This window comes from Bradyrhizobium sp. Leaf396, assembly GCF_001424605.1.
Classification (GTDB): domain Bacteria; phylum Pseudomonadota; class Alphaproteobacteria; order Rhizobiales; family Xanthobacteraceae; genus Bradyrhizobium; species Bradyrhizobium japonicum_C.
In genome coordinates this window covers 319485-344604 of record NZ_LMQJ01000012.1, presented here as the reverse complement: position 1 = coordinate 344604, position 25120 = coordinate 319485, and the positions used below count along the sequence as shown (strand labels likewise).

Here is a 25120-nt window from a genome sequence, read left to right as displayed (position 1 = left end):
GGTGATGCCAGCCGTCTGGCCGCGTTGAACAGCCGAGGCGTCCGGCGCAACCGGAAGCCTGCACCGTGTCATAAAACTGTAACGGAATGGTCAAGGACAGGCAACGCGCCGCCGCGATGCGACCCAGCGAGCGACCAAGCGCCGCAGGTCGGCGGCCTCAGCGTCGTCGCGCTAGGTCTTTGCGATCCCTACGATGAACAGGTCGAGCACCGCTTCGGCCATCTGCTCGATCTCGTGCGGCGCGATGCCCCAACGCGGCAAGTGACCATCCAGATTCATCCGGGCGAAACCGTAGACCAAGGCCCGGCCGGCGATCTGGATGCGCTTGATGTCGGCCGCGCGCACTAAGCCCTGCGCAGCCGCGTCAGCCAGCATCTGCTCCGTCAGCGCGATCAGCTCGGCATTGTCGCGCGTCAGCTCCGGCGAGCTGCCATGGGCGAAATAGCGCCCTGTCGAGATGATCTCGAAATGTGCGGGATTGCACATCGCCCAGCACAGGTAAGCAAGGCCAAAGGCTCGGAAACGAGCGAGCGGACCGGCGGTCCGAACCTCCGCCAGCGCCGCTTCGATCTCGGCACGAAAACGCCGCTGCGCCTCCTCCGCCACCGCCGCCATCAGCGCATCGCGGGTCGGAAAGTGCCGGAACGGCGCTCCGGGCGACACAGCTGCCCGGCGCGCGGCCTCACGGACCGAGACCTCGGCCCCCTCGGCTGCAAGTTGCAGCGCAGCTTCGATCAGGACGCGGCGGAGGTCGCCGTGGTGATACGGCCGCGTTGCGGTGCGACCGGCGGACGGCCTCGACGGTTGACGGACGGGCATGGCCCCGCTTTTAGCCTCACTCGAACGTGAATGTAATCAATGATCACACCGTTGACGGTCCTGCAACCGATATGTAATCGCTGATTACATAAAAAGAGGAATCGTCCATGTCGCAACGTCGAAGCTGGATTGAAGGCTGGCGGCTGCTTACCGCCCTCTCATTGAGTCTGATCGCGCTGAGCGTATGGATCGCCTCGATGCGGCAATTCGAGGTCGAGGGTGTCCGCACGGTGATCAGCTTCACGGCGCGAAGCTCGCTGCTGCTGTTCTGCCTCGCATTCAGCGCCGCCGCGGTTGCGCGGCTCTGGCCCAATGTCTGGGCGCGCTGGCAGCGCCGCAACCGCCGCTATCTCGGTTTGAGCTTTGCGGTCTCCCATGGCATCCATGCGGTGGCGATCGTCGTCTTCGCCAAGATGGATCCGGCGGGCTTTGCGGAAGCCACATCAGCCGTCTCCTACGTTTTCGGCGGCATCGGCTATGCCTTCATCATTGCCATGAGCGTGACTTCGTTGGACCGCACCGCCGCGCTGATCGGCCCGCGCGCCTGGCGCGCGCTGCACCTTGTGGGCAGCTATTATCTCTGGTTCCAATTCATGGTGTCGTTCGGCAAGCGCGTCCCGACGATGCCGCTCTATGCCGCGTTCCTCCTTCCACTCCTGATCGCGATGACGCTGCGCATGATCGCGACGGCCCGCCACCCGAGCGGACGAACCGCGGCGGCGGGCTGAGGCTCTGGCGTCACTGCTCCCGCAAACCGAGCCGCTTGGCGATGATGCGGTCGAGCGTCCGCTTCGGCAACACGGCCGCGATCAGATGGCGCATCGGGTCCGGCGTGATCTGGTAACGTACCTTGGGGCTTGCCGCGGTCAGCGCTTCGAGCACGATTTCGGCGATGCGCTCGGCCGGCAGGCCCTTCGCGCCGAGTTCCATCATGACGGCCATGACCTTGTTGAGCGCCGGCAGGTAGGGCGAGTTTTTGTAGATGGAGAGATCGACCTGTTCGGCCTTGCTCCAGATCGGCGTCTTGACCGCGCCGGGGGCGACGATGACGACGTCGATCCCGAACAGCATCAGTTCGCGGCGCAGGCTCTCCGACAGGCCCTCGATGGCGTGCTTGGAGGTGCTGTAGGGCGCCAACAGCGGATTGCCGTTCTTGCCCGCCACCGAGTTGATCATCACGATCCGCCCCTTCGATCCCTTCAGCGACGGATCTGCGCCGAGCAGCGGCCCGAACGCCTGGGTCGCGAGGACCGGGCCGATAACGTTGACGTCCATCTGGCGCCGGAAATCGTCGGCCGACAATTCGAGGACGGGACCCGCGACGGCGATGCCGGCATTGTTGACGAGACCGGCCAGCGTCTCGCCGCCCAGCGCCTCGCGGACAGTTCGCGCGGCCGCGAGGACAGCAGCCTCCTCGGTGACGTCGAACAGCAGCGGCGCGAAGCCGGCGCCGAGCTCATCCCTGAGGCGATCGGCGTCAACCTGCTTGCGGACACTTCCGAACACGCGATAGCCGCGCCCGATCAGAAGTTTCGCAATGGCCCAGCCGATGCCGGTGGATGCCCCGGTCACGACGACTGATCGCATGGTCCCCTCCCCTCAAGCTCCCACAATCATGCCGGAGAAGGCCGCGCCAGCGCAATGGACCACGGTTGTCTGGCCGCGCAAGGACGATGAAACCGGCACGGGCGACGCGTGGCAAGAAGGCGTAGCTGATGTCGGTTCTTGGTATCTGCGAGACGTGAACGTCGTGCGGAGGGCTCGATCTGACGATGAGAGTGCAGATGAAGAGCCGACTCCCGGCCGCTGAAGACGCTGACGTTTTGGTATTCGGAAGCTCGCAGGCAAATCGCCAGAAGCGGCGCGCGATCAAGAATGTGGTTTAAGCGTCAGTTCTTCGTGCTCAGAATACACGTCAACGCGCGAAGAATGTGGATGAAGCAGCAATGCTTCCGCGCGTGATGAAAAGAGCGAGACCGCTACTTGCGACCTCGCTCGAATCTAGTCGTGAAGATTTAAGATTTGGTGTGGCGACCGAAGCTTGGCGCTCTCGCATTCCGGATAAGCGCAGTGCGGCGAAGCGCAGAGAACAGCCGTATGGACCCCGGATCAGCAGCGCAACATTGAGGTGCTGCGCTGCGTCCGGGGCGCGACAGCTCAGTTCTTGGTCTTGTCGACCAACGCGCCCTTCTTGATCCAGGGCATCATGTCGCGCAGCTTCGCACCGACTTCCTCGATCGGGTGCGCGGCGAGCTTGGCGCGGGTCGCCTTGAATGAGGTCTGGTTGACCTTGTTCTCGAGCATCCAGTCGCGAGCGAACTTACCGCCCTGGATGTCGGCCAGAACCTTGCGCATCTCCTTCTTGGTCTCTTCGGTGATGATGCGCGGGCCTGTGACGTACTCACCGTACTCGGCCGTGTTGGAGATCGAGTAGTTCATGTTGGCGATGCCGCCTTCATAGATCAAGTCGACGATCAACTTCACTTCGTGCAGGCACTCGAAATAGGCCATCTCCGGAGCGTAACCGGCTTCGACCAGCGTCTCGTAGCCGCCCTTGATCAATTCGACGAGGCCGCCGCAGAGCACGACCTGCTCGCCGAACAGGTCGGTCTCGCACTCTTCCTTGAAGGTGGTCTCGATGATGCCAGCGCGGCCGCCGCCGATCGCCGAAGCATAGGACAGTCCGAGGTCATGGGCGTTGCCCGAGACGTCCTTGGCGATCGCGATCAGGCAGGGCACGCCGCCGCCGCGCTGATACTCCGAGCGCACCGTGTGGCCGGGGCCCTTCGGCGCGATCATCAGCACGTCGAGATCGGCGCGCGGATCGAGCAGGTTGAAATGCACGTTGAGGCCATGCGCGAACACGAGGGCGGCGCCCTTCTTCATGTTGTCGTGAAGGTGCTCGCGATAGATGTCGCCCTGAAGCTCGTCGGGCGTGAGCATCATGACGAGGTCGGCCCATTTGGCGGCTTCGGCGACTTCCATCACCTTGAAGCCGGCGTTCTCCGCTTTCTTGGCCGAGGCCGAGCCCTTGCGCAGCGCGATAGCGACTTCCTTGACGCCGGAATCTTTCAGGTTGAGCGCATGGGCGTGGCCCTGGCTGCCGTAGCCGACGATGGCGACCTTCTTGCCCTTGATCAGGTTCAGGTCGGCGTCGCGATCGTAGTAAACACGCATGGTCGTTTCCTCGTTCAGGGCCGTAATCGGCCGATGGTCAGTGTCCGAAGGGTGAAATTTGCGGATTTCGGAGGCTGTCTAGAGCATTTTCAGCCTTGAGGGAAACCCGTTTCTGCATGGAAATCCGCGACATCATGCATCCATGAAAACGGGGTAGAGAGAAGCGAGCAGCAGGATCGCCATCAGGATATTGAAGCCGCGCACCAGCCGCTCGGAGGTCAGCACCGGCCGTAGTGCAGTGCCGAACAGCGCCCAAACTACGGTCGACACCGTGCCGACGATGAGGCTGATCAGGGTCTGGATGGCGATGTTGAGAGGGAATTGGGCAATCGCGGCATAGGCGGTGATGGTGCCGATCACGATCACCCAGCCTTTGGCGTTGATCCACTGGAACATGGCCGCGCCCCAGAAGGTCATCGGGCCGCGGCCCTCCTCCTCGCCCGGCCTGGCCGGACCGGACATGGCGATCACGGCGGCCAGGTAGATCAGATAGGCGGCTCCGGCATATTTCAGAACGGTTTGGAGGATCGGATAGGCCAGGAAAACGGTGCCGAGCCCGAGGCCGACTGCAGCAACCATGAAGGCAAAGCCGATGACGATCCCGACGATATGGGGAATGGTACGGCGGAAGCCGTAGGTCAGGCCCGAGGACAGCAGCATGATGTTGTTCGGGCCGGGCGTGAAATACATCACGACCATGAAGATGAGGAAGGCATAGAACAGCGATTGGGACATGCTCAGCTCACGCGGCCTTCGACAGGACTTGCGGACGCTGCGCCAGCACCATCACCGCAATACCACCGATCACGGTGAGCATGCCGGCGAGCCTCAGAGGGCCGAAGCGCTCGCCGAACACGATGCTGGAAGCCGCTGATCCCACGAACGGCACCAGCAGCGCGAACGGCACGACTTGCGCGGCGGGATAGTCGCGCAGCAGACGGCCCCAGAGCCAGTATGCAATGCTGGTGGAGATGGCGCCGATCGCCAGCAGGCAAATCAGGCCGGTGAGCGACATTTGGGTCAGCGCCCGGACGGTCGGCATCGGCCCGTCGACGACCAGCGTTAGCGCGAACAGCGGCACCGCCGCAGTGAGGCAAAGCCAGGCGAACAGGTCGAACATCGGCGCGCCACGGGCGCCCCGCAGCAGAAGATTGCCGACGGCAAAGCAGATCGGCGCGATCATCAGCACCGCGAACGCGCCGACGCTGAAATCATAGCCGACCGTGGCGCAAATCATCAAAAGTCCCGCCGCCGCGATGACGATGCCCAGCGTCTGCACCGGCGTCGGCCGCTCACCGAAAGCGAGCGCGGCAAAGCCGATCGTGAACAGCGCCTGGCTCTGGACGACCACGCTGGTCAGCCCCACCGGTACGCCGTGGGCGATGCCATAGGCTTGACTCAGGAACTGTCCGAGAAACAGAGTGGAGCTGATGGCCAGCAGCAGCGACCAGGCGACCTTCGGCTTGGGAATGAAAAGACACGGTATGGCGGCGATGGCGAAGCGCATCGCCGTCATCAGCTCCGGCGAAAATTCGTCGAGCGCGATCCGGCTCGCCACGAAGGCAAGTCCCCAGATGATCGCCACCAGGATGGCGATGAGGATGTCGGCCGGCTTCATTGTCGTTCCCGGTTCTGCACTGTCGTGCAGCCCTGTTGCTTTTCTCTAGCCTTGCTCGCCGGCCTTTGGTTTCCGCAGCAGATAGGTACCGTGCATGGGCGCGTGGTAATCGGCCGAGACCAGCGTAAATCCGACGTCGATCAGCATCCGCTCCATCACCCAGCCGAAGGTGGAATATTCATCGCGCATGTGCGCCACGACGCTCTCGCGCGAAAAATCGTGGTTCTTGATCTGAAAGTCGGCCCATTGCTCGACGTCACGTTCGATCGCATCAGGCATCGCGGTGTAGACGATGTCGCGTAGATAGAAGCTCGCGCCCGGTTTCAGTGCGCGATAGATCCGCGATATCGCCACCGCCTTCCAGAAATCAGGCAGATGGTGCAGCGTGAACTCGCTGACGATCAGGTCATAGGTTTCCGGGCGATAGGCGAAGCTGAGCAGGCCGGCCGATTGAGTGCGTACGGGAGCCTTGCGGTCGCGCGCGTAGATCTCGGCGAGCGCCAGCATCGCGGGCGAGATGTCGATGGCGTCGACCTCGGCACCCATCAGTGCGGCTTCGGTGGCGAGCACGCCGTTGCCGCAGCCGATGTCGGCGATGCGCCAGCCGCGCTGCACACCGAGCATTTTCAGCGCGGCGCGCGCCCGCAGATCGGCATCCTCGTGACTGTCGTAGATCGAGGCCACGGCGGGCTCGATTCCCATCCGATTCCGCTCATTATAGTACCAATCGCGCGCCAGCATGGCTCACATCCCTTCGGGCCCGCGACCGATCGCGGCAACGCCGGTGCGCGACACTTCGACCAGGCCGAGCGGGCGCATCAGGTCGATAAATTGATTGATCTTGTCCGTATTGCCTGTGATCTCGAACACAAAGCTCTCGGTCGTAGCGTCGATCACGCGGGCGCGGAAAGCGTCCGCCAGCCTCAGCGCCTCGACGCGGTGCTCGCCCTGCCCGCGCACCTTCACCATGGCAAGCTCGCGCTCGATCGAACGCTTCGTCAGAGTCATGTCGACGACGCGGTAGACCGGGATCATGCGATCGAGCTGGTGCTTGATCTGCTCGATCACCATCGGCGTGCCCGTGGTGACGATGGTAATGCGCGACAGATGCTTCTGGGCCTCGGTCTCGGAGACCGTGAGGCTCTCGATGTTGTAGCCGCGACCGGAAAACAAGCCGATGACGCGCGCGAGCACGCCCGGCTCGTTCTGCACGAGCACGGAGAGCGTATGCGTCTCGTTGGGATCGTGACGCTCCTCGATGAAGTAGGCGGATGCGGGCTGGTTCATTGTCGTCCCCTCAAATGTCTCTCGTCACACCAGCGCCTTGCCGCCGGCGAATGCCCTCGCGGTGGCCTCGTCATTCGCCTGCTCCGGCAGCAGCATCTCGTTGTGCGCCTTGCCGGAGGGAATCATCGGGAAGCAGTTTTCCAGCGCGGCGACGCGGCAGTCGAACAGCACCGGACGCTTGACCGAGATCATTTCGTGGATGGCGCCGTCGAGATCGGCGGGTTTGTGCACCTGAAGGCCGACACAGCCATAGGCATCCGCGAGCTTGACGAAATCCGGCAACGCCTCCGAGTAGGAATGCGACAGTCGGTTGCCGTGCAGCAGCTGCTGCCATTGCCGCACCATGCCCATGTACTGGTTGTTGAGAATGAAGATCTTGATGGGCAGCTCATACTGAACGGCCGTCGACATCTCCTGCATCGTCATCTGCACCGAGGCATCGCCCGCGATGTCGATGACGAGACTGTCGGGATGCGCCACCTGCACGCCGACCGCGGCCGGCAGGCCGTAGCCCATCGTGCCGAGACCGCCCGACGTCATCCAGCGATGCGGCTCCTCGAAGCCGTAGAACTGCGCCGCCCACATCTGGTGCTGGCCGACCTCGGTCGTGATGTAGGTATCCTTGCCGCGCGTTGCCTCGAACAGGCTTTGGATCGCGTGCTGCGGCAGGATGACGTCGTTGCTCTTCTTGTAATAGAGCGAGTTGCGGGCGCGCCATTGTGCGATCTGCTGCCACCACGACTTGATGTCGGGCTTCTTCGCCTCCGCCTTGAACACCTGAAGAATGTCGCCAAGAACGTTGCCGCAATCGCCGATGATCGGCACGTCGACCCGAATGTTCTTGTTGATCGAGGACGGATCGATGTCGATGTGGATCTTCTTCGAGCCAGGGGAAAACGCATCGACGCGGCCGGTGATGCGATCGTCGAAGCGCGCGCCCACGCACAGCATGACGTCGCAATCATGCATCGTCATGTTCGCTTCGTAGGTGCCGTGCATGCCGAGCATGCCAAGCCAATTCTTGCCCGACGCCGGATAGGCGCCGAGGCCCATCAGCGTGGAGGTGATCGGGAAGCCGGTGACTTCGACGAGCTCGCGCAGGAGCCTGGTCGCCTCCGGGCCGGAATTGATGACGCCGCCGCCGCTGTAGATCACCGGGCGCTTGGCGCTCGCGAGCAGCGAGACCGCCTTGCGGATCTGCGACGCATCGCCCTTCAGGCGCGGCGCATAGGAGCGATGCACGTCGGACTTGCGCGGCGGATGATAGGTGCCGGTGGCGAACTGCACGTCCTTGGGAACGTCGACCAGCACCGGGCCGGGACGGCCGGAGGTCGCGACATAGAAGGCCTCATGGAGCACTTTTGCGAGATCGTTGACGTCACGCACCAGCCAGTTGTGCTTGGTGCAGGGGCGCGTGATGCCGACGGTGTCGCATTCCTGGAACGCGTCGTTGCCGATCAGATGCGTCGGCACCTGGCCGGAGATGCAGACCAGCGGGATCGAATCCATCAATGCATCCGTCAACGGCGTCACCATGTTGGTGGCACCGGGACCGGAGGTCACCAGCGCGACGCCCGGCTTGCCGGTCGAGCGCGCATAGCCCTCGGCGGCGTGGCCTGCGCCCTGCTCGTGGCGGACCAGGATGTGCTGGACCTCGCTCTGCTGGAAAATCTCGTCATAGATCGGAAGTACGGCGCCGCCGGGATAGCCGAAAATGTCGGTCACGCCGTGATCGATGAGCGCGCGGACGATCATCGCGGCGCCGGTCATCTGGTTCGGATCGTGGCTCTTGTCGCTCATTGGCTTGCTCCGGATGCGCTGTTGTCAGCGGCTTCGTTCGTGTCGGGTTCGGCAAATAAAAAAGGCCCCGAAGAGGGCCCATGCACACCGCCTGTCTTCTGGATGGCAGCTAGCCATCCCCGGCGGTGTGCCTGGGTACGACGGCGATAAGGAGTTTGGTAATAATATTACGCATGGCAGGCGGTCAGCTTCCCAAAGGTTGCGCGAAACATAGCGGCCAAAGCTTGGATGTCAAGGCAATGCGGCCGTTCCCGCACGATTTTGGCAGTGTAGCGGTGTTCCCGGGGTTCGGCGAGAGGTAAATTGGGGAACCCGACCAGAAAAGCGAGTCAGCCGGTGGCACCCTCAGCCACGGTCGCGGCAAGCCATCCTCGCGCCTCCTCCGGCCGCACCCATTCGAACTCGGGCAGTTGGTGCCGAAACCAGGTGAATTGCCGCTTGGCATAATGGCGGGTGTCGGCGCGGCCGATGGCAGCTGCTTCTCCCAGGCTGAGCTCGCCGCGCAGATGCCTGATCAAAGACGGCACGCCATGCGCCTTCATCGCCGGCAGCAGCGGGTCGAGGTGCCGGGCGGCGAGCCGCTCGACCTCGCCGAGCGCTCCGGCTCCCAGCATGGCATCGAAGCGTGCGTCGATGCGGGCATAAAGCTCGTTCCGCTCAGGTGCGAGAAACACCGCGCGAAAGCTATCCTTGGGCAGCAGCGGCGGCTGTCCCTCCCGATGCCAGTCGAGCAGCGACCGTCCGGTCGCCTCAATCACCTCCAGCGCGCGCGCGATCCGGGTGCGGTCGCGCAGCTTCAATCGCTCGGCCGCAAGCGGATCGCGGACAGCCAGTTCCGCGTGCAGCGCCTCCACGCCGTTCCGTTCCAGTCGCGCGCGCACGTCCTCGCGCACCTCGGCAGGAATCGGAGGTACCACCGAGAGCCCCGCCGTCAGCGCCCTGAAGTACAGCCCGGTGCCGCCGATGAAGATCGGCAGGCGGCCTTCGATTCTCGCCTGTTCGAGCGCCTGCGCCGCATCGGCAACCCAGGCGCCAGCCGAGAAATTCACGGCCGCATCGACATGCCCGTAGAGACGGTGCGGAGCGCGGGCTTCCTCATCCTCTGTCGGCCGCGCCGTGATGATGCGCAGGTCGCGATAGACCTGCATGGAATCGGCATTGATGACGATACCACCGGTGGCATGCGCGAGCTCGAGGGCCAGCGCCGACTTGCCGCTGGCGGTCGGGCCTGCGATAAGCACGGCCTTGCCAGTAGGCCTTCTGCCGGCTCGCTCCTCGCTCACGAAAACCTCAAATGTCCCTCGTCGCCACGCTGATCTGCAACCCTGACAATCCCGCGCTGGACTCGACCATCGTCGACGGCGCACGCGCCGTACTGCCTCAGGCCGCTCCCGCGCACTGGCTGTTCGACGGGGTTGCGGTCGACATTCCCTTCGGCGCCGACAGTAACCTCGGAGGCGACCGTCACGCCATCGAGCAGCGGCTCCGCGAACTCCGCGGCGACCTGCCCATCGACATCGTCCTGCAGCCAGTCGGCGTCCGGCGCAAGAAGCTTTTTCTCGCCGACATGGATTCCACCATGATCGGCCAGGAATGCATCGACGAGCTCGCCGATTTCGTCGGGGTGAAGGCGCATGTCGCCGCCATCACCGAGCGCGCGATGCGCGGCGAGATCGAGTTCGAGCCGGCGCTGCGCGAGCGCGTCGCGCTTTTGAAGGGCCTGCCCGCCGGCGCGGTCGACGAGGTGCTGGCCAAGCGCATCACGCTGACGCCGGGAGGCCGGGAACTGGTCGCGACCATGCGCGCGAACGGCGCCTATACCTGTCTCGTCTCGGGCGGTTTCACGCTATTCACCAGCGCGGTCGCCGCCAAGCTCGGCTTCCAGGAGAACCGCGCCAACGAGCTTGTCGTGCGCGACGGCAAGTTCACCGGCGAGGTGAAGGAGCCGATCCTAGGGCGCGCTGCAAAGCTCGCGACGCTGGTGGATCTGATCGAGTCGTTCGATCTCGACGACATCGACTCGGTCGTCGTCGGCGACGGCGCCAACGATCTCGCAATGATTCAGGCGGCAGGGCTCGGTGTGGCCTATCACGCCAAGCCCGCAGTGGCCGCAGCCGCGGCCGCACGGATCGACCACGGAGATCTCACCGCGCTGCTCTATGCGCAGGGGTATCGGCGGGACGAGTTCGTGGAAGCTTAGCTTCCTGTCCGTCATTCCGGGGCGATGCGAAGCATCGTACCCGGAATCCCGACACTCCCAGTGCGCATTGCGCACCTGGGGCCTTGTGCTTGCGCACTATCCCGGAATGACAGTGAGTGTGAGCGCGAACAGCTCTTCATCTCACTGCACGCTCAGCGCAACAAAGCGCAGCTCGCCCTCGCCGTTCGAGACCAGCAGCAGCACCGACTTCTTGCCGTCCTTCTTGAGCTGATCGACCCGCTTCTGGATGTCGGCACCGCTGGAGACGGCCTCCTGCGCCACCTCGACGATGACGTCGCCGGCGGACAGGCGCTTCTCGGCGGCGTCCGAATTGGCGTCGACATTGGTGACGACGACACCCTTGACGCTGTCCTTGATCTTGTAGCGCGTCCGCAGATCCTTGCTCAGCGCTGCGAGATCCAGGCCGAGCGCCTTCTGCGTCACCGGCTTCTCCGGCGCCGGCCCCTCGGTCTTCACGGCGGCCTGCACCTTGTCGGGCTCCTGGAGGCGGCCGAGCGTGACCTTCTTGGTCTCTTCCTGACCCTTGCGGATGATGACGACGTCAACCTCCTTGCCGACCGCCGTGTCGGCGACGACGCGGGAGAGGTCCTTCGGGTCCTTGACGTCCTTGCCGTCGAACTTGACGACGACGTCGCCGGGCTCGATGCCGGCGGGCTTGGCCGGGCCCTTGTCGTCGACGCCGGCGACCAATGCACCACGCGCCGGCTTGATGTTGAGGCTCTCTGCGATCTCGTCCGTGACGCTCTGGATGCGCACGCCAAGCCAGCCACGGCGCAGCTCGCCGAACTGGCGGAGCTGATCGACGACGCCCACCACCGTCTTCGACGGCACGGCGAAACCGATGCCAATGGAGCCGCCCGAGGGCGAGATGATCAGCGTGTTGACGCCGACGACGTCGCCGTCGAGGTTGAACAGCGGACCGCCGGAATTGCCGCGGTTGATGGATGCGTCGGTCTGGATGTAGCTGTCGTAAGGGCCTGAGGAGATGTCGCGGTTCTTGGCCGATACGATGCCGGCGGTCACCGTGCCTCCCAGGCTGAAGGGATTGCCGATTGCGACCACCCAGTCGCCGAGGCGCAGCTTGTCGGAATCGCCGAACTTGACCGCGACCAACGGCTTCGTCGGCTTGATCTTGAGCACGGCGAGATCGGTCTTCTTGTCGACGCCGACCAGCTCGGCCTTGATCTTGGTGCCGTCGTTGAGGATGACGTGGATCTCGTCGGCGTCCGCAATGACGTGGTTGTTGGTGACGACGACGCCCGAAGTGTCGATGATGAAACCGCTTCCGAGCGAATTGGTCTTGCGCGGCGCGCTGTTCTCGCCGCCCTTGCTGCCGCCGCCGGGCCCTCGGCGATTCTTGAAGAAATCATCGAAGAACTCTTCGAAGGGTGAGCCGGGCGGCAGTTGCGGCATGGAGTTGCTGCCCCCGCCCTTGGCCTCGACGTTCTGCGAGGTCGAGATGTTGACGACCGCATCGATCACCTTCTCGGCGACGTCGGCAATGCCATCCGGTCCGCGCGCATCGGCCGGCGTGCCGAACATGCTGAAAGCACCGACGGCGAGCGCGGCCAGCCCAATTCGCACACCAAGTCGCACGCCACGGCGCGAGCGGGACGGGGCAGTGGTGGCAGCGGTCATTGTGATCTCCAGGCAAAGGGATTCGGCGCCAGACTGCGCTCGAACGGGGGCAGGGTGCAAGCGCGGCCGTTAACGGGCCTCAAGACCTGGATAATACGGCGAAAACCAGTCTGGCGCCTTCACTTTGGCGTTGGCCTGATGCCTAAATCGGGCGCCGTATAACCCAGATCAGCACCAGCCCGGCCACGGCCGAGCCGATCCCGACGGCCCTCAGTATGTTGTCCGGCGTCGTGATGACGCTCTTCATCGCTTTGCGCATCCAGTTGGGACTGGCCGCGAACATCAAGCCTTCCAGCACGAAAAGGATGCCTAGGCCGATGAGGAAGTCGGCGAACGCAATGGACCTCATCGGAATGGAACCTCCCGTAGTGCTGTTCTTGTCTGGACGAAGGGCGGCCAGACCGGCCGCCCTTGTCTATCTTACGGCTTCGCGAGCGTCTCGGGTGCCATCCTGCCGGACGGATTACTGAAGTACCGGAAGAAATCCGATTCCGGCCGCAGCAGGAAGCGGGTGTCGTTGGACCGCAGCCCGTTCTCATAGGCCGTCATAGACCGATAGAAGGCGAAGAAATCGGCGTCCTTGCTGTAGGCTTCGGCGAACAGCCTGTTGCGCTCGGCATCGCCCGCGCCCCGGGTCTGCTCGGCCTGCGAGTTGGCCTCCGCGATGATTACCGTCGCCTCGCGGTCGGCCTTGGACCTGATCTCCTGGGCCTTCTGGCCGCCCTGCGCGCGGAACTCAGCCGCCTCTCGCTCACGTTCGGTCTTCATGCGCTGATAGACCGCCTGGCTGTTCTGCTCCGGCAGGTCGGCGCGGCGGATCCGGACGTCCACAACCTCGATGCCGTAGCCCTCCGCCTCGCGGTCAAGCTGGTCGCGGATACGCTGCATCAGCTTCTCGCGGTCGTCACGCACCACGTTGATGAAGGTGACCTCGCCGAGCACACGGCGCAGCGCCGCGTTCAGGAGCGTGGTGAGCTGGACGTTGGCAGCCTGGATCGAGCCGATGCTCTGATAGAAGCGCAACGCATTCTCGATCCGATAGCGCGCGAAGGCGTCGACCACGAGCCGCTTCTGGTCGGACGCGATCGCTTCCTGCGACGGGTTCTCCAGGTCGAGGATTCGCTTGTCGATGTTGATCACCGAATTCCAAGGCGCCTTGAAATGCAGGCCCGGCGCGGTGACGACGTCGACGGGCCGGCCGAACTGGAGCACGATGGTCTGCTCGGTCTGCTGCACCGTGAACAGCGACATGTAGCCGACGATCACGACGAGCAGGAGCCCGAGCAACGTGACGATACCTGTGACCGGAGACCTCATCGGCTGCCTCCGCTCGACTGCGGACCGGTGGTAGGCGGCCGCTTGGTCGTCAATTCGCCGAGGGGCAGATAGGGCACGATGCCCTGGCCCGAGGCGCCGCCGCCGTCAAAAATGAGCTTGTCCGCGCCACCGAGCACGCGCTCCATGGTCTCCAGATAGATCCGTTCACGCGTCACGTCGGGCGCCTTCTTGTATTCCTCGTAAACGTTGAGGAAGCGCGCGCTCTGGCCCTTGGCCTCGGCGACCGCCTGCTCCTTGTAACCTTCGGCAGCCTGCAGGATCTGCGCGGCACGGCCGCGCGCCTGCGGGATAACCTGATTGGCGTAGGTCTGCGCCTCGTTCTGCAACTGCTCCTGGTTGGCGCGCGCCGCCTGGACGTCGCGGAAAGCGTCGATCACCTGCGCCGGCGGATCCACCTTCTGCATCTGCACCTGACTGATCTGGATACCCGCACCGTAGCTGTCCAGAGTCTTCTGGATCAGTTCGTGCACGTTCTGCTCGGTGACGTTTCGCGCGCCGGTCAGGATCGGCTGGATCTGCGAGCGGCCAATCACCTCGCGCATCGCGCTCTCGGCGACTGCCTTCACGGTGCCTTCGGGGTTCTGGATGTTGAAGAGGAAGTCGCCGACCCCGTCCGGCTTGATGCGCCAGAGCACGGTGAAGTCGACGTCGACGATGTTCTCGTCGCCGGTCAGCATCAGACTCTCTTCCGGCACGTCACGAACGGAGCGGCCGCGCCGCGCCGGATCTTCGATCAGCGTCATGCCGATGGAGATGGTGTTGACGCGCAGCGCCTTGGGCAGCAGCACGGTCTCGATCGGATAAGGCAGATGATAGTTCAGGCCCGGCTGCACGGTGCGGACATGCTTGCCGAAGCGCAACACGACGCCGAGTTCTTCGGACTGGACGCGGAAGAAGCCCGAGAGCAGCCAGAATGCGGCGATCAGCAGGATGATCAGCGTGATGCCGATGCCGGAGAAATAGCCGCCCGGCATGATCTGCTGGAGGCGGTCCTGGCCGCGCCGCAGAAGGTCTTCCAGATCCGGAGGCCTCGGCCCGACCGGTTGCGGGCCTGAGCCCCACGGTCCCTTTGGACCCGAGCCCCATGGGCCACCGCCCTGATTCTTCCACGGCATTCGATGCTCTCCTCGGCAGGGTGGAATGCCCCCCGCCCGCTTTATCCGGTCCGGCTTTATAGGGGACAGGCAAGTCCCTTACAACGCAACCCGGGCCGTCTTCCGAGCTATGCTCGGGCACGAAAAAGTCAATGTAAACATTGGCGAGTGCGGTTAATGGCCCGACCGCCGACGATATGTCACATAGGAGAAATCGACGCTGTCGTCGGGGCCGGCAGGATGACGGATGCGCACGATCTCGTTCCATTTTGCCTTGTCGATATCAAAATGCGTGTCGCCGTCGGGCCGTGCATGCACTTCGGTGATCTCAAGGCGATCAGCGCGATCGAGCCATTGCCGGTAGATTTCCGCGCCGCCGATCACAGCGACCTCAGTGACCGAACGCCGCAGGGCATCGCCTCGCGCAACCGCGTCCGCAGCCGCGACCGACGTCGTGACAATGGCGCCTGCGGCGCGATAGGCGGCATCGCGCGTGATCACGATGTTGGTACGGCCCGGCAGCGGCCGGCGCAGGGATTCGAAGGTCTTGCGGCCCATGATAACCGGCTTGCCGATCGTGAGCGCCTTGAAGTGGGCCATATCGGATTTCAACCGCCATGGAATGGCGTTGCCGGCGCCGATGACGCCGTTCTCCGCGATCGCAACGACGAAGACGATTTCCATCAGGACGTGCTCCCGGCAAGCCGCGTCAGTGCGGGCCCGGTGACGCGGCACAGCGTCCAATCATCCATCATGACCGCGCCGAGCGACTTGTAGAAGGCGATCGACGGTGCGTTCCAGTCGAGCACGGCCCATTGCAGACGCGACCAGCCGTTCTCGACGCATTCCCTGGCCAGATAGACCAGCAGCGCCTTCCCGAGGCCCCTGCCCCGATGCGACGGCCGCACGTAGAGATCTTCGAGATAGATGCCGTGGCGGCCGCTGAAGGTGGAGAAATTCGCGAACCACACCGCGAAGCCGACCGGCTCACCGTTCCACTCCGCGATGGCGCAATAGAGTTGCGGCCTTTCGCCGAACAGCGCATCGGCGATGTCGGCTTCGGTCGCCTCCACTTCGTGGGAAAGCTTTTCGTACTCGGCCAGTTCCCGGATAAAAGCGAGAACAAGTCCGGCTTCGCCTTGGCGCACTCGGCGGATGTTGAGCGACATAGGGCGCTAGACCGCGACTTCCGCCTTGATGTGCGGGTGCGGATCGTAGCCGACGAGTTCGAAATCCTCGAAGCGGAAGGAGAAGATGTCCTTGACCTCAGGGTTGATGCGCATCACCGGCAACGCTCGCGGCGCGCGGGTGAGCTGGAGCTTCGCCTGCTCCAGGTGGTTGGAATAGAGATGCGCGTCGCCGAACGAATGCACGAAATCGCCGGGCTTCAGACCGGTGACCTGCGCCACCATCATGGTGAGCAGCGAGTACGAGGCGATGTTGAAGGGCACGCCGAGGAAGACGTCGGCGGAGCGCTGATAGAGCTGACAGGACAGCTTGCCGTTGGCGACGTAGAACTGGAACAGGCAATGGCACGGCGGCAGCGCCATCTTGTCGACCTCGGCCGGATTCCACGCCGAGACGATCAGGCGGCGCGAGTCCGGATTGCGCTTGATCATGTCCACGACGTTGGCGATCTGGTCGATGCTGCGGCCGTCCGGGGCCGGCCATGAGCGCCACTGATGGCCATAGACCGGGCCGAGATCGCCATTGGCATCCGCCCACTCGTCCCAGATGGTGACGCCGTTGTCGCGCAGGTATTTGATGTTGGTGTCGCCCTTCAGGAACCAGAGCAGCTCATGCACGATCGCCTTCAACGGCAGCCGCTTGGTCGTCAGCATCGGGAAGCCGGTCGACAGATTGAAGCGCATTTGATGGCCGAATACCGAGAGCGTGCCGGTGCCGGTCCGATCGGTCTTCTCGACGCCGTCGGAAAGAATCCGCTCGAGCAGGTCCTGATATTGGTGCATGGGCGAATAAGCCTTTGGGGAGGCAGCGATCTTAGCGACAGCCTCCGCGCTGCGACAGCGGCGATTCGCTGTCCCGGCCGATTATACCCGGAAAAAGTGAGTGTTCCCGCCGCAAACGACAAGGGGCGGAACTCAGCGTCCCGCCCCTGGCCTATCGGCCTGATCGCCTTTGCTTAATTTGTCGGCTTGAGCACCGGGCTCCACTTCGCGATCTCGTTCTTGACGAGGGCCGCCAGCGCCTCCGGCGTACGGTCCTTCGGCCCGGGAATGACGCTGCCGAGTTCGAGAAGCCGCTTCTTCACGGTCTCGTCGTCGAGCGCCTTGACGGCGGCGGCGTTCAGGCTCGCCACGATCGCAGGCGAGGTCCCCTTGGGCGCGAACATCGCGTTCCAAGCCTGAGCCTGAAATGCCGGCAAGCCGGCCTCCGCCGTGGTCGGCACGTTCGGCAGCGACGGATTGCGCTCCGCCGTCGCGATCGCATAGGCCTTGATGGTGCCCGCGTTGATCTGCGGGACGGCGTTGACGATCTGGTCGCACATGTAGTCGACCTGTCCGGCCACCAGCGCGTTCATCGCTGGGCCCGTGCCGTTGAAGGGCACGCCGACGGGCTTGATGTCGAGGATGGAGTGCAGAAGCTCGCACGAGACGTGCGAAACCGAGCCCACGCCGGCATGGGCGGCATTCACCTTCTCGGCATTCGCCTTCACGTAGGTGACGAACTCCTTGAGGTCCTTCGGCGGAAAATCCTTGCGGGCCAGGATCAGGATCGGCGTGCCCGCCAGCAGCGCGATCGGCTCGAAGTCTTTCTCGGGATGATAGGCGAGCTTCGGATAGAGCGGCACCGATGCGGCATGGGTGCCCATGTGACCGGTGATCAGCGTATAGCCGTCATTGGCCGCGCGCGCGGCGCGCGTCGTGGCGGTGGTGCCACCGGCACCGACCACGTTCTCGATGATGATGCTCTGCCCAAGCGTCTGCGCCATGTGCCCGCTAACGATGCGCGAGATCACGTCGGTAGGCCCGCCGGCCGCGAACGGCACGATCATGGTGATGCTGCGCGTCGGAAAGGTCTGTGCCTCAGCGGTTGCGGTGAATGTAGCAAGCGACGCAAGCGCTGCGGCACATGCGCCCGTTAGCGCGCGAACGAAGGTCATGGCGTTCCCCCTTGGACAGAAACAAAATGTCGGCCCAAAGGCCGGCATTTTCATTTCATGAAGCCGTCGCACAAGTCGATTCGACTTCCGAATGCGGCGCGCCGACGCAGGTCGCGAGCCCATCCTGAGCGCGGCGACCTAGTTTTCGGACTCGGTGAATACCTCGTCACGCTTGGCGCGCAATGCCGGTAGCACCGTAAGGACAAGCAGGCTCGCCGCGACTGCAAGCAGCACCGCCGACAACGGACGGGTCAGGAACACGCTCCAGTCGCCGCGCGAGATCAGCAGCGCCCGGCGCAGGTTCTCTTCCATCAGCGGGCCGAGCACCATGCCGAGCAGCAGCGGCGCCGGCTCGAAATCGTGCTTGATCAGCCAGTAGCCGACGAGACCGAATACGCCTGCCAGGATGACGTCGACCGGCGCGTTGTTCACCGAATAGATACCGATCGCGCAAAAGATCACGATCGAGGGGAACATCAGCCGGTACGGCACGCGCAAGAGCCGCACCCAGATTCCGACCAGCGGCAGGTTGATGATGATCAGCATCAGATTGCCGATCCACATCGACGCGATCATGCCCCAGACGAGATCCGGCTGCTTCTGCATCACCTGCGGTCCCGGCACGATGCCGTGAATGGTCATCGCACCCACCATCAGCGCCATCACCGCGTTCGGCGGGATGCCAAGCGTCAGCAGCGGGATGAACGAGGTCTGCGCCGCGGCATTGTTGGCGCTCTCCGGCCCCGCCACACCCTCGATCGCACCACGACCGAATCGCGACGGGATCTTGGCGAGCTTCTTCTCGAGCGTATAAGCGCCGAACGATGCGATCGTCGCACCGCCGCCTGGCAGGATGCCGAGGATCGAGCCGAGCACGGTGCCGCGCAGGATGGCGGGCGTCGAATCGACCAGATCTTGCTTCGTCGGCATCAGGCCGGTGATCTTCTGCTGCACGAGATCACGGTTCAGCTCGGCGCCAGCGTCAAGATTGCGAATGATCTCCGCGAAACCGAATACGCCCATCGCGACGGTCGCGAAGCCGAGTCCGTCAGCGAGCTCCGGAATGTTGAACGCCATGCGCGAGGCGCCGGTCTCGATGTCCGAACCCACCATCGAGAGCAACAGGCCGAGGACGATCATCGCGATCGCCTTCAGCACCGACCCCTTGGCCAGCACTACGGCAAAGATCAGGCCCAGCACCATCAGCGAGAAATATTCGGCCGGGCCGAACGCCAATGCGAGCTTGGTGAGCGGCGCGCCAAGCACAGCGATCAAGACGGTCGCGACGCAGCCGGCGAAGAACGAGCCGATCGCGGCGATCGCCAGCGCCGGACCGGCGCGGCCCTGCTTTGCCATCTGGTGACCGTCGATGGCGGTGACGACCGATGTCGCCTCGCCAGGTATGTTGACGAGGATCGACGTGGTCGAGCCGCCATACTGGGCGCCATAATAGATGCCAGCAAGCATGATCAGCGCGCCGACCGGCGGCAGTCCGAAGGTAATCGGCAGCAGCATCGCGACCGTCGCGATGGTGCCGATGCCCGGCAAAACGCCGACCAGCGTCCCGACCAGGGCGCCGATCAGGCACATCAGAAGGTTGATCGGAGAGAACGCGACGGCGAAGCCGTGAGCGAGGTTGGCAAAGATATCCATCACGCCCTCACTGGATCAGGAAACGCGGGTACATCGGCATCGGCAGCCCGAGCACGTACGGAAACAGGATCGCGCAACCGACCGTCAGGCAGGCGCCGACGATCACCGCTTCCAGCCACCGCGTCTCTTGCGAGCCCGTCGCTGCGATCATGAAGCTGGTGAAAGCCGTGACCACGAGGCCGAGCGACCGGATCGACAGGGCGAAGAAGAGGATCGCGGCGACCACGAACAGCGGCCCCCGCCAGGAATAATGGGCCATCGCCGGCCCATCGGTCAAAAGGCCGGTCAAGGCGATGCCGGCGGACAAGGCGACCAGCAGTCCGCCGAACATGCGCGGCGCGGTCCCTGCGCCGAAGGAGAAGCCCCGCATGCCCTGCAAATCGCTCGACGCGTACAGAGCGAACAGGGCAACGGCCATCAAGACGACACCGCCAACATAGTCCTGCGCCGACCGGATCGTCATGAGAAGCGTGAGGATCGCCACCGCAAACAGTGGATAGGAATAGATCAGCGCCAGCAGCACCTCGGATGACATCTTCTTGGTGCCGCCGCCAAACGATCCGAATAAGGCGCTGGGCGCGCCGACGATCAGTGCTGTCGCGTGGCTGGTGACAACGGTCGCGGGGCCCCGCCCCGCGCCCCAGCCGAAGATCGTCCCGATCGACCAGATCAATTCGAAAATCTGCGGCGCAATCGCCAGCAGACAAAAGCCGAGCGCCACCTTGGTGTTCCGGATGGCAGTCGCTGAGTGGCCCATCGTGTCGGCCATGCATGTCTCCTCCGCGACCCGTAAGTCACGAGCACTGTTGTTCTAAATCGGCTGGAACTGGATCCCCCGCCGGAACACTGCCTAGCGATTTTCATCACACAATGCCAGCAAAACCCAACAGACCGCCGGCAAGCAGGAGCCAGAGTGGATTGATGCGCGAGATGGATGCGATCACCGCAACCATGGTGGTCAGAAGCAGTGCAGCAATCGTGCGCTCGGCCGACTGGGCCAGGATCAGCGCGCTGGCCGCCATCAATCCGATCGACAGCGGAACCAGTGCAGCCTGAATCACACCGGGCCATCGCGATTCGCGGGGACGGTTCAGGAGCCGGCTGACATAGTAGGCAAGCAGCGCCGTCGGCAGGCACATCGCCAACGTCGCGGCCAGCGCCCCGGGGATGCCAGCGACGGCATAGCCGATTAACGTGACGATAAGCACGTTCGGACCGGGCGAGAGCTGCGCGATGGCATAGGCGTCGGTGAACTGCCTGTCGGTCATCCAGTGATTCACCTCGACTGCGATGCGGTGCATCTCGGGCACCGCCGCCGCAGCCCCGCCGACGGCGAACAGCGACATCAGACCGAAGGTGGAGATCAGCGACCAGATCGGACTTTGGCCGTTCATGCTGCTACTTTCCGCCGCAGGAAATAAGTGACGCCGACACTGACGGGAATCGCGACCAGCAGCACCGCCTGCAGAGGCAGACGGAGCACGCCGACGGCCAGGAACACGCCGAGCATCAGGATCACCGGGAGGGGATCCGTCCGCTTGAGCAGCGGCGTCATCATGCGCAAGACCACCGCGATCAAGAGGCCGATCGCAGCGCATGAGATGCCGGCAAGGATTCGGCGCAGCACCTCGAGATCGCCGAAATGGGCATAGGCGATCGCAAGCACCATCATGATCAGCGTTGGCGGCAGCAACAGCCCGGCGAAGGCGGCAACGCCGCCGGCGATGCCGCGCAGGCGCGATCCGAACACCATCGACAGATTGACGATGTTGGGGCCGGGCAGGAAGTGGCAGAGCGCAAAGGTTTCGTTGAACTCGTCCGCCGTCATCCAGCGGTGCTGCTCGACGATCGCGCGTCGGGCAAACACCAAGACGCCACCGAAGCCCGCCAACGACATCCCGGCAAACGCCAGGAATAATGCGGCCAGACCTGGCGGCGCGGCGGCGAGATCCGGCTGTTGCGGGGCCGGTGCTGAATCCGAGGACATGTCAGAAGCGTAGAACGAGGGCCGCGCCATGGCCAAGACGGTCCGGAACCTATCCAAAGGGAACCGCATCCACCCCGCTCGAAACCCCTGTTTTTCGAAAGCTTTGCGTCCTATATTAGGGATGCCGGTTCGCCGGCTATGGAAATAAACGGTCGTCGCAATAAACCATTCGGACCCGGGGGCGGTACCCGGCGCCTCCACCAAAGCCCGCTCGGTGCTTGCCTCAGCAGCGGGCTTTGGCGGGGGCGAAATAGGATCGACGAGGGCGTAAAGGGCGTACTTTTTCCCGGTATTGTTCCGCCGTTATCGGGCTACTGCAATAGTTGCCAACGACAACTTTGCTCCGGTTGCTCAGGCTGCGTAACGCAGTTTGAAAGACCATCTTAAAGTCCTAACGGGTTAAGCTCCGTTAGGCGGGGTTCGGAGGCACCTGGCAACAGAAGCCTCCACTTTACTCTTTGATTTCTTCCCGGCGGGGACTCCTGCTCATCCGTCAGGCGCGGTACTATTGCGGCTTGACGAGTCGGGACCGGCAGGGTCCGGCCTCGGGGATGCAACAGGACCACCATGGCGACCGATCATATCCGATACGATGTGCTGGCCCGCGACGCCCTTCGCGGCGTGCTGCGGAAGGTGCTGACCGATGCCGCGGCCCATGGCCTGCCGGGAGAGCACCATTTCTTCATCACCTTCGTGTCGAAAGCCGAGGGCGTGAAGCTGTCGCCGCGGCTGCTCGCGCAATATCCAGACGAAATGACGATCATCCTCCAGCACCAGTTCTGGGACCTGACCGTGCTCGAAGACCGCTTCGAGGTGGGCCTGTCCTTTGGCGGCATTCCGGAGCGGCTGGTAGTGCCGTTCAGTGCCATCAAGAGCTTCCTCGACCCGTCCGTGAAGTTCGGCCTTCAGTTCGACACTTCCGATGTCGCCGAGGTCGCGCCGGACAATCTGCCGGCGGCTCCCGCACCATCGGCGGTCGCGGTGCCGGCACCTGCCACGGAAAAGGCAGAAGCTGCCGACGAACCGACCCCGCCGAACCAGGGTGGCGCCGAAGTCGTGCGGCTCGATCGTTTCCGCAAGAAATGATCTAGATTGGGCTTGAGCCCGTCGCGCGCGGCCGAACTGCCTATATAGAGGTGCACATGAAGTCCGTGCGGCGTTTCGCGCGGCAGAATGGATGTGCTCATGGTCAAAGCTTCCCGCTCGAGAACCGCCCGCTCCGCGACCCGCATCGAGACCGACAGCTTTGGTCCCGTCGAGGTCCCGGTCGACCGCTACTGGGGGGCGCAGACCGAACGCTCGCGCCAGAATTTCCGCATCGGAACCGACCGCATGCCGATCTCGCTGATTCATGCGCTCGGCATCGTCAAGCTTGCGGCTGCGCAGTCCAATCTCGAGCTTGGCCTGCTCGACCGGCGCCGCGCCAACGCCATCATCCGCGCTGCGCGCGAAGTGATCGAGGGCAGGCTGGACGATCATTTTCCGCTGGTGGTGTGGCAGACCGGCTCCGGCACGCAGAGCAACATGAACCTCAATGAGGTGATCGCCAACCGGGCCAACGAGCTCCTGGGCGGCGAACTCGGGGCCAAGAAGCCGGTGCATCCCAACGACCACGTCAACATGAGCCAGTCGTCCAACGACTCGTTTCCCACCGCGATGCACATCGCGGCCGCAAGCCGCATCAATGCCGATCTCGTTCCTGCCCTCGGCGAATTGCTCCGCGCCCTGCGCAAGAAGGAGAAGCAGTTCTCGAAGATCGTCAAGATCGGCCGCACCCACACCCAGGATGCGACGCCGCTGACGCTGGGCCAGGAATTTTCCGGCTATGCCGCACAGGTCGAAAGCGGCATCGCCCGGCTGAAGGTCGCGGTGAGGGACCTCTATCCGCTGGCGCAGGGCGGCACCGCTGTCGGCACCGGCCTCAACTCGAAGCCGCGCTTCGCAAGACTGTTCGCAAAGCACGCGGCCGCAATCACGAAGCTGCCCTTCACCAGCGCCACCAACAAATTCGAGGCGCTGGCCTCGAACGATGCTTATGTGCTGGCACACGGCGCCATCAATTCGGTCGCGACGGGCCTGTTCAAGATCGCCAACGACATCCGCCTGCTCGGCTCCGGCCCGCGTTCGGGTCTCGGCGAGCTGATCCTGCCGGAGAACGAGCCGGGCTCATCGATCATGCCGGGCAAGGTCAATCCGACCCAATGCGAAGCGATGACCATGGTCTGCTGCCAAGTGTTCGGCAATCACACCGCCATCACCGTCGCCGGCAGCCAGGGCCATTTCGAGCTCAACGTCTACAAGCCCGTGCTGGCCTACAACATGCTGCACTCGATCCGCCTGCTGGCGGATGCCGCACGTTCCTTCACCGAACATTGCGTCAGCGGCATCCGCGCCGACGAAAAGCGCATCAAGGAGCTGATGGAGCGATCGCTGATGCTGGTGACGGCGCTGGCCCCGAAGATCGGCTATGACAACGCGGCCAAGGTGGCCAAGACCGCGCACGCCAACGGCAGCACGCTGAAGGAGGAGGCGCTTCGGCTCGGCTTCGTCTCGGCCGACGAGTTCGACCGTCTGGTACGCCCCGAGAAGATGACCAGCCCGGGCTAAATTCCAGATTCCGATATCCGTCCGTAATGATACGGACGCTCGGCGCCGAGAAATATGCGGCTTTGAGGGCGGGATTTGATTACCGTCAATGTTGCGGCGGGGCGCCGTGCTACGCAGCCCCTCTGCCCTCCATGGGCGAATTCATCGTTTAATGGCCCAAGAGGCCGATTGACGAGGACGAGCGAATGACGATCAAGTCTTGTGGGGCGCAACGGAGCGCCCTGTTTCTGAATGTTTCATCCGGCAAAATGAGGATCGGGTGATGGAGACGCGGCATGGGGAACGTCATCAACCTGAATCGTTTCAGGAAGCGCGCCGAGCGGGAAGCCTCGGCGAAGCAGGCGGACGCCAACCGGGCGAAGTTCGGTCGCACGAAGGCGAAGCGGTCCGCGGAGGAGAAACGGGCGGACCAGGCCAAGGAGCATCTGGACCAGCACCGGATCGATCGCGAGGAGCAGCCATGAAGTCGCCGGTCGTAAAACGGTCGATCGTCGTCGCCGGCCACAAGACCAGCGTCAGCCTGGAAGAGGCGTTCTGGAACGGCATGAAGGAAATCTCCGGCCTTCGCAACATGACGTTGTCCGAACTGGTCGGCGAGATCGATAGCAACCGCCAGCAGGGCAATCTGTCGTCGGCGATCCGCCTCTTCGTCCTGGACTACTTCAAGAGCCGCGCCATGGCCGCCCAGCCGGACAAGGTCCCGGCCCAATAGCCGACGGGGGCGCCGCCGACGGCGCCCCGGCCCCAGCACTTTAAA

The 25120-nt window shown here is 63.8% G+C and carries 27 protein-coding genes and 1 other RNA gene; 7 read left to right on the top strand and 21 right to left on the bottom strand.

Annotated elements, in window-relative coordinates; genetic code table 11:
- Window positions 1-171 precede the first annotated feature (171 nt).
- The gene (locus tag ASG57_RS14700) at window positions 172-819 is read right to left on the bottom strand and encodes a TetR/AcrR family transcriptional regulator (RefSeq protein WP_057196607.1); all 648 of its coding nucleotides are present in this window, start codon (window positions 817-819) and stop codon (window positions 172-174) included.
- A 107-nt stretch (window positions 820-926) separates the two neighbouring features.
- Here ASG57_RS14700 and ASG57_RS14695 point away from each other — a divergent pair, with 107 nt between their 5' ends.
- The gene (locus ASG57_RS14695; protein ID WP_024339634.1) at window positions 927-1547 is read left to right on the top strand and encodes a hypothetical protein; all 621 of its coding nucleotides are present in this window, start codon (window positions 927-929) and stop codon (window positions 1545-1547) included.
- A gap of 10 nt (window positions 1548-1557) precedes the next feature.
- Here ASG57_RS14695 and ASG57_RS14690 read toward each other — a convergent pair whose 3' ends face one another.
- The 8 genes from ASG57_RS14690 to miaA form a co-directional block, all read right to left on the bottom strand.
- Window positions 1558-2406 carry an SDR family oxidoreductase gene (locus ASG57_RS14690; RefSeq protein ID WP_057196606.1) on the bottom strand — a complete coding sequence of 283 codons (849 nt, stop codon included), beginning with the start codon at window positions 2404-2406 and terminating at the stop codon, window positions 1558-1560.
- A 570-nt stretch (window positions 2407-2976) separates the two neighbouring features.
- Window positions 2977-3996 carry a ketol-acid reductoisomerase gene (gene ilvC / locus ASG57_RS14685; RefSeq protein ID WP_024339632.1) on the bottom strand — a complete coding sequence of 340 codons (1020 nt, stop codon included), beginning with the start codon at window positions 3994-3996 and terminating at the stop codon, window positions 2977-2979.
- A 132-nt stretch (window positions 3997-4128) separates the two neighbouring features.
- Complete coding sequence (locus ASG57_RS14680; protein WP_024339631.1) at window positions 4129-4731, bottom strand: LysE family translocator; 603 nt, start codon at window positions 4729-4731, stop codon at window positions 4129-4131.
- Window positions 4732-4738: 7 nt separating this feature from the next.
- Complete coding sequence (locus ASG57_RS14675) at window positions 4739-5614, bottom strand: EamA family transporter (RefSeq protein WP_024339630.1); 876 nt, start codon at window positions 5612-5614, stop codon at window positions 4739-4741.
- Window positions 5615-5659: 45 nt separating this feature from the next.
- Window positions 5660-6355: a class I SAM-dependent methyltransferase gene (locus ASG57_RS14670; protein ID WP_024339629.1), complete on the bottom strand. Its 696-nt coding sequence runs from the start codon at window positions 6353-6355 to the stop codon at window positions 5660-5662.
- A 3-nt stretch (window positions 6356-6358) separates the two neighbouring features.
- Window positions 6359-6901: an acetolactate synthase small subunit gene (gene ilvN / locus ASG57_RS14665; protein ID WP_024339628.1), complete on the bottom strand. Its 543-nt coding sequence runs from the start codon at window positions 6899-6901 to the stop codon at window positions 6359-6361.
- Window positions 6902-6925: 24 nt separating this feature from the next.
- Window positions 6926-8701, bottom strand: a complete 1776-nt coding sequence (locus tag ASG57_RS14660; protein ID WP_024339627.1) for an acetolactate synthase 3 large subunit — start codon at window positions 8699-8701, stop codon at window positions 6926-6928.
- Window positions 8702-9030: 329 nt separating this feature from the next.
- Entirely contained in the window at window positions 9031-9984 is a 954-nt protein-coding gene (miaA, locus tag ASG57_RS14655) for a tRNA (adenosine(37)-N6)-dimethylallyltransferase MiaA (protein WP_057196605.1), read from the bottom strand.
- 11 nt (window positions 9985-9995) lie between these two features.
- Here miaA and serB point away from each other — a divergent pair, with 11 nt between their 5' ends.
- Window positions 9996-10901 carry a phosphoserine phosphatase SerB gene (serB, locus tag ASG57_RS14650; RefSeq protein WP_057196604.1) on the top strand — a complete coding sequence of 302 codons (906 nt, stop codon included), beginning with the start codon at window positions 9996-9998 and terminating at the stop codon, window positions 10899-10901.
- A 141-nt stretch (window positions 10902-11042) separates the two neighbouring features.
- Here serB and ASG57_RS14645 read toward each other — a convergent pair whose 3' ends face one another.
- The 12 genes from ASG57_RS14645 to ASG57_RS14590 all read right to left on the bottom strand — a co-directional run bounded on the left by ASG57_RS14645 (window position 11043) and on the right by ASG57_RS14590 (window position 21756).
- Complete coding sequence (locus tag ASG57_RS14645; protein WP_024339624.1) at window positions 11043-12560, bottom strand: Do family serine endopeptidase; 1518 nt, start codon at window positions 12558-12560, stop codon at window positions 11043-11045.
- A gap of 142 nt (window positions 12561-12702) precedes the next feature.
- Window positions 12703-12909, bottom strand: a complete 207-nt coding sequence (locus ASG57_RS14640) for a DUF2065 domain-containing protein (protein ID WP_024339623.1) — start codon at window positions 12907-12909, stop codon at window positions 12703-12705.
- A 71-nt stretch (window positions 12910-12980) separates the two neighbouring features.
- Window positions 12981-13877: a protease modulator HflC gene (gene hflC / locus ASG57_RS14635; RefSeq protein ID WP_024339622.1), complete on the bottom strand. Its 897-nt coding sequence runs from the start codon at window positions 13875-13877 to the stop codon at window positions 12981-12983.
- Complete coding sequence (gene hflK, locus ASG57_RS14630) at window positions 13874-15013, bottom strand: FtsH protease activity modulator HflK (protein WP_024339621.1); 1140 nt, start codon at window positions 15011-15013, stop codon at window positions 13874-13876. Before hflK ends, hflC begins: the two co-directional genes overlap by 4 nt.
- Window positions 15014-15166: 153 nt before the next feature.
- The gene (locus tag ASG57_RS14625) at window positions 15167-15676 is read right to left on the bottom strand and encodes a dihydrofolate reductase (RefSeq protein ID WP_057196603.1); all 510 of its coding nucleotides are present in this window, start codon (window positions 15674-15676) and stop codon (window positions 15167-15169) included.
- Entirely contained in the window at window positions 15676-16161 is a 486-nt protein-coding gene (locus ASG57_RS14620; RefSeq protein WP_024339619.1) for a GNAT family N-acetyltransferase, read from the bottom strand. The genes ASG57_RS14625 and ASG57_RS14620 overlap by 1 nt, the downstream gene beginning before the upstream one ends.
- A 6-nt stretch (window positions 16162-16167) precedes the next feature.
- Entirely contained in the window at window positions 16168-16962 is a 795-nt protein-coding gene (locus ASG57_RS14615; protein ID WP_057196602.1) for a thymidylate synthase, read from the bottom strand.
- Between the two features lie 173 nt (window positions 16963-17135).
- The gene (locus ASG57_RS14610) at window positions 17136-18116 is read right to left on the bottom strand and encodes a tripartite tricarboxylate transporter substrate binding protein BugD (RefSeq protein WP_057196601.1); all 981 of its coding nucleotides are present in this window, start codon (window positions 18114-18116) and stop codon (window positions 17136-17138) included.
- A gap of 138 nt (window positions 18117-18254) precedes the next feature.
- Window positions 18255-19769 carry a tripartite tricarboxylate transporter permease gene (locus ASG57_RS14605; RefSeq protein WP_024339616.1) on the bottom strand — a complete coding sequence of 505 codons (1515 nt, stop codon included), beginning with the start codon at window positions 19767-19769 and terminating at the stop codon, window positions 18255-18257.
- A 7-nt stretch (window positions 19770-19776) separates the two neighbouring features.
- Window positions 19777-20538: a tripartite tricarboxylate transporter TctB family protein gene (locus ASG57_RS14600; protein ID WP_024339615.1), complete on the bottom strand. Its 762-nt coding sequence runs from the start codon at window positions 20536-20538 to the stop codon at window positions 19777-19779.
- A gap of 94 nt (window positions 20539-20632) precedes the next feature.
- Window positions 20633-21163 carry a chromate transporter gene (locus tag ASG57_RS14595; RefSeq protein WP_057196600.1) on the bottom strand — a complete coding sequence of 177 codons (531 nt, stop codon included), beginning with the start codon at window positions 21161-21163 and terminating at the stop codon, window positions 20633-20635.
- Window positions 21160-21756: a chromate transporter gene (locus tag ASG57_RS14590; RefSeq protein ID WP_057196680.1), complete on the bottom strand. Its 597-nt coding sequence runs from the start codon at window positions 21754-21756 to the stop codon at window positions 21160-21162. Before ASG57_RS14590 ends, ASG57_RS14595 begins: the two co-directional genes overlap by 4 nt.
- A gap of 84 nt (window positions 21757-21840) precedes the next feature.
- Here ASG57_RS14590 and ssrA point away from each other — a divergent pair.
- The 5 genes from ssrA to ASG57_RS14570 all read left to right on the top strand — a co-directional run bounded on the left by ssrA (window position 21841) and on the right by ASG57_RS14570 (window position 25075).
- Window positions 21841-22207, top strand: a transfer-messenger RNA (tmRNA) gene (gene ssrA / locus ASG57_RS36205).
- A 116-nt stretch (window positions 22208-22323) separates the two neighbouring features.
- The gene (locus ASG57_RS14585) at window positions 22324-22842 is read left to right on the top strand and encodes an SspB family protein (RefSeq protein WP_024339612.1); all 519 of its coding nucleotides are present in this window, start codon (window positions 22324-22326) and stop codon (window positions 22840-22842) included.
- Between the two features lie 87 nt (window positions 22843-22929).
- Complete coding sequence (fumC, locus tag ASG57_RS14580) at window positions 22930-24363, top strand: class II fumarate hydratase (RefSeq protein ID WP_057196599.1); 1434 nt, start codon at window positions 22930-22932, stop codon at window positions 24361-24363.
- 275 nt (window positions 24364-24638) lie between these two features.
- A complete protein-coding gene (locus tag ASG57_RS14575) occupies window positions 24639-24827 on the top strand; it encodes a DUF4169 family protein (RefSeq protein ID WP_024339610.1) in 189 nt (62 codons plus the stop codon).
- Complete coding sequence (locus ASG57_RS14570; RefSeq protein ID WP_024339609.1) at window positions 24824-25075, top strand: ribbon-helix-helix domain-containing protein; 252 nt, start codon at window positions 24824-24826, stop codon at window positions 25073-25075. The genes ASG57_RS14575 and ASG57_RS14570 overlap by 4 nt, the downstream gene beginning before the upstream one ends.
- The last annotated feature ends 45 nt before the right edge of the window (window positions 25076-25120 follow it).